Annotated in this window: 2 protein-coding genes and 1 pseudogene; 2 read left to right on the forward strand and 1 reads right to left on the reverse strand. The window is 66.4% G+C overall.

Going from position 1 to position 3519, the window contains the following annotated elements:
• Positions 1–212 (reverse strand): annotated as a pseudogene (locus tag K0M70_RS10015) (hypothetical protein); the annotation flags it as partial.
• Between the two features lie 215 nt (positions 213–427).
• Here K0M70_RS10015 and K0M70_RS10020 point away from each other — a divergent pair.
• Positions 428–2053, forward strand: coding sequence for a TldD/PmbA family protein (locus K0M70_RS10020; protein ID WP_290781729.1), 1626 nt, complete (start codon positions 428–430; stop codon positions 2051–2053).
• Positions 2054–2073: 20 nt separating this feature from the next.
• Entirely contained in the window at positions 2074–3408 is a 1335-nt protein-coding gene (locus K0M70_RS10025) for a TldD/PmbA family protein (RefSeq protein ID WP_290781730.1), read from the forward strand.
• Positions 3409–3519 lie beyond the last annotated feature (111 nt).

The following is a 3519-nucleotide window of genomic DNA, read 5'->3' on the forward strand; positions in this document are numbered from 1 at the left end:
GGGGTGGGCGCAGCGGGCAGCACGGGACCCTGTGCGATGGGAGGGCCAGGCGGCGCGGGCAACGCGGCCGGCGCGGCCGCGGCGGGCCTGGCACCGTCGACGGTTGCGACCGGCGCCGCCGAAGGCCGCGGGTAGTAGTGCCACAGCAGCGCCGCGCCGGCCGCCAACGCGACCACCATCAGCCAAGGACCGTAGGGGAAAGGCTTTTTCATCGGGGCTCCGCACGCAGTTTCGATACACCACACTGCCAACCCGGGCCTGAAGTTGCGTGAAACACGACCTCCGGCGCGGGTCCCACGGACCCCGACCCTAGGCCATTGGTCACTTGACGCCCCGGGACCGTAGTCGCCAGAGTCGGGAAGCAATTTCTTCGCCGCCCGCTTCGGTTTCCGGAGCCCGGCCCGGCCAAACCCGCTGGAGTACCACGATGGACAGACGCGACTTCCTGACGATTTCGAGCATTGGCCTCGCCGGCCTGATGCTTCCCTACAGCCGATCCATCGCCGCCCAGGAACTGGTGTCTGGCCTGGACATCGCGATGAAGAAGGCCATCGCCGACGCCGCCCTGGAAGCCGCCACGGGCTCGGGCGCCAGCTATTGCGACGTGCGCATCGGCCGCTACCTGCAGCAGTTCGTCATCACCCGCGAAGACAAGGTCCAGAACGTGGTGAACGCCGAGTCCACCGGCATCGGCATCCGCGTGATCGCCAACGGTGCCTGGGGCTTCGCGGCCACCAGCGACCTGAGCACCGCCGGCGTCGCCGCCGCGGCCCGCCAGGCCACCACGATCGCCAAGGCCAACTCCCGCTTCCAGACCGCGCCGGTGCAGCTGGCCAAGGTGGCGGGCGTCGGCGAAGTCAGCTGGAAGGCACCGATCACCAAGAACGCCATGTCGGTGCCGGTGAAGGACAAGGTGGACCTGCTGCTGAGCGTCAACGCCGCCGCGATCAAGGCCGGCGCCGACTTCGTCAACTCCACGCTGTTCACGGTGAACGAGCAGAAGTATTTCGCCTCCACCGACGGCAGCTACATCGACCAGGACGTGCACCGCATCTGGGCGCCGTTCTCGGTGACGGCCATCGACAAGGCCAGCGGCAAGTTCCGCACCCGCGACGGCCTGTCGGCCCCGATGGGCATGGGCTATGAGTACCTGGACGGCGGCGGCACCAAGTACGTGTCGCCCAACGGCGTCATCAACTACGGCAAGACCTACGACATGGTGGAAGACGCCGTGGCGGCCGCCAAACAGGCGCGCGAGAAGCTGACCGCGCCGTCGGTCAAGCCGGGCAAGTACGACCTCGTGCTTGACCCGTCGCACCTGTGGCTGACCATCCACGAGAACGTCGGCCACCCGCTGGAACTCGACCGCGTGCTGGGCTACGAGGCCAACTTCGCCGGCACCAGCTTCGCCACGCTGGACAAGCGCGAGGCGCGCTTCCAGTACGGCAGCGACCGGGTCACGCTGTTCGCCGACAAGACCCAAGAAGGCAGCCTGGGCGGCGTGGGTTACGACGACGAAGGCGTCAAGACCAAGCGCTGGAACCTGATCGACCAGGGCAAGCTGGTGGACTACCAGACCATCCGCGACCAGGCCCACATCCTGGGAAAGACCGAGTCCGACGGCTGCTGCTATGCCGATTCGTGGTCCAGCGTGCAGTTCCAGCGCATGGCCAACGTGTCGCTGGCGCCGGGCAAGGAAAAGCTCAGCGTGGCCGACATGATCAAGGACGTCGAGAAGGGCATCTACATCATCGGCGACGGCTCGTTCTCCATCGACCAGCAGCGCTACAACGCCCAGTTCGGCGGCCAGCTGTTCTACGAGATCAAGGACGGCAAGCTTGCCGGCATGATCGAGGACGTGGCCTACCAGATCCGCACCCCGGAATTCTGGAACGCCTGCTCGGCCATCTGCGACGAATCCGACTACCGCCTGGGCGGCAGCTTCTTCGACGGCAAGGGCCAGCCCTCGCAGTCGTCGGCCGTGTCGCACGGGTCCAGCACGGCCCGCTTCGACGGCATGAACGTCATCAACACCGCCCGCAACATCGGCTGACCGGCCAGGAGCCTTAGAACATGAGCATCTTCACCGAAGAACAGGCCAAGGCCATCCTCGACAAGGTCATCAAGCTGTCGATGGCCGACGAATGCACGGCCACCCTCGCCGGGTCGGTCGACGGCAACATCCGCTTCGCCCTGAACAACGTCTCCACCAGCGGCATCGTCAGCGATTCGCAGCTGATCGTGCAGGCGGCGTTCGGCAAGCGCGAAGGCATCGCCACCATCAACGAGTTCGACGACGCCGCCCTCGAGCGCGTCGTGCGCCGTGCCGAAGACCTCGCCCGGCTGGCCCCCGAGAACGAGGAGTACATGCCGGCGCTGGAAAAGCAGGCCTATACGCCCAGCCCGACCTTCAACGCCGCCACCGCCGCCATCAGCCCCGAGCTGCGCGCCAAGGTGGCCGCCGACTCCATCGACCCGTGCAAGGCCAGCAAGCTGATCGCCGCCGGTTATCTCAGCGACGGCCACAGCTTCTTCGCCTCGGCCAACTCGAAGGGCAATTTCGCCTACCAGCAGTCCACCAATTTCAACTACACCTGCACCGTGCGTACCGAAGACGGCCGCGGTTCGGGCTGGGTCTCGCGCAACCTCGCCGACGCCGCCCAGTTCAAGGCCGGCGAAGACATCCAGGTGGCCATCCAGAAAGCGCGGGACTCGGCCGAGGCCAAGGCGCTGGAGCCGGGCAAGTACACGGTCATCCTGGAGCCCGCCGCGGCGGCCGGCCTGATCAGCTTCATGATGTTCTTCTTCGACGCCCGCCAGGCCGACGAAGGCCGCAGCTTCCTGTCCAAGAAGGGCGGCGGCACCAAGCTGGGCGAACAGGTGTACGACAAGCAGGTGAACATCCACGCCGACCCGTGGAATGCCGATGCCGCCGTGCTGCCCTGGGACGAAAGCGGCCTGCCGCGCGAGAAGCACGACATCATCAAGGACGGCAAGGTGTCGTACCTGCAGTACTCGCGCTACTGGGCCCAGAAGCAGGGCAAGAAGGCCATGGGCCAGCCGGGCAACATCCTGATGGCCGGCGGCGACAAGTCCACCGCCGAACTGGTGAAGTCCACGCAGAAAGGCATCCTGGTCACGCGCACCTGGTACATCCGCATGGTGGACCCGCAGACCGTGCTGCTGACCGGCCTGACCCGCGACGGCACGTTCTACATCGAGAACGGCGAGATCAAGCACCCGGTGAAGAACTTCCGCTTCAACGAATCGCCGGTGATCATGCTCAACAACATCGAAGAGCTGGGCAAGCCGGTTCGCATCAGCGGCGACGAGTCCCCGTTCGTGATGATGATCCCGCCGATGAAGCTGCGCGACTTCACCTTCACCTCGCTTTCCGACGCGGTGTAAGCGTGCCGGGGCTGCCTGCTGCCAGCGGGGTGGCCCGTCGCACCGGAGCGGCGCGATGAACCGCGCCGCGTTCCTCAAGCTGATGCTGGGCGCCGCCGCAGGCGGCCTCGC

Source organism: Arenimonas sp. (assembly GCF_019459675.1).
Classification (GTDB): domain Bacteria; phylum Pseudomonadota; class Gammaproteobacteria; order Xanthomonadales; family Xanthomonadaceae; genus Arenimonas.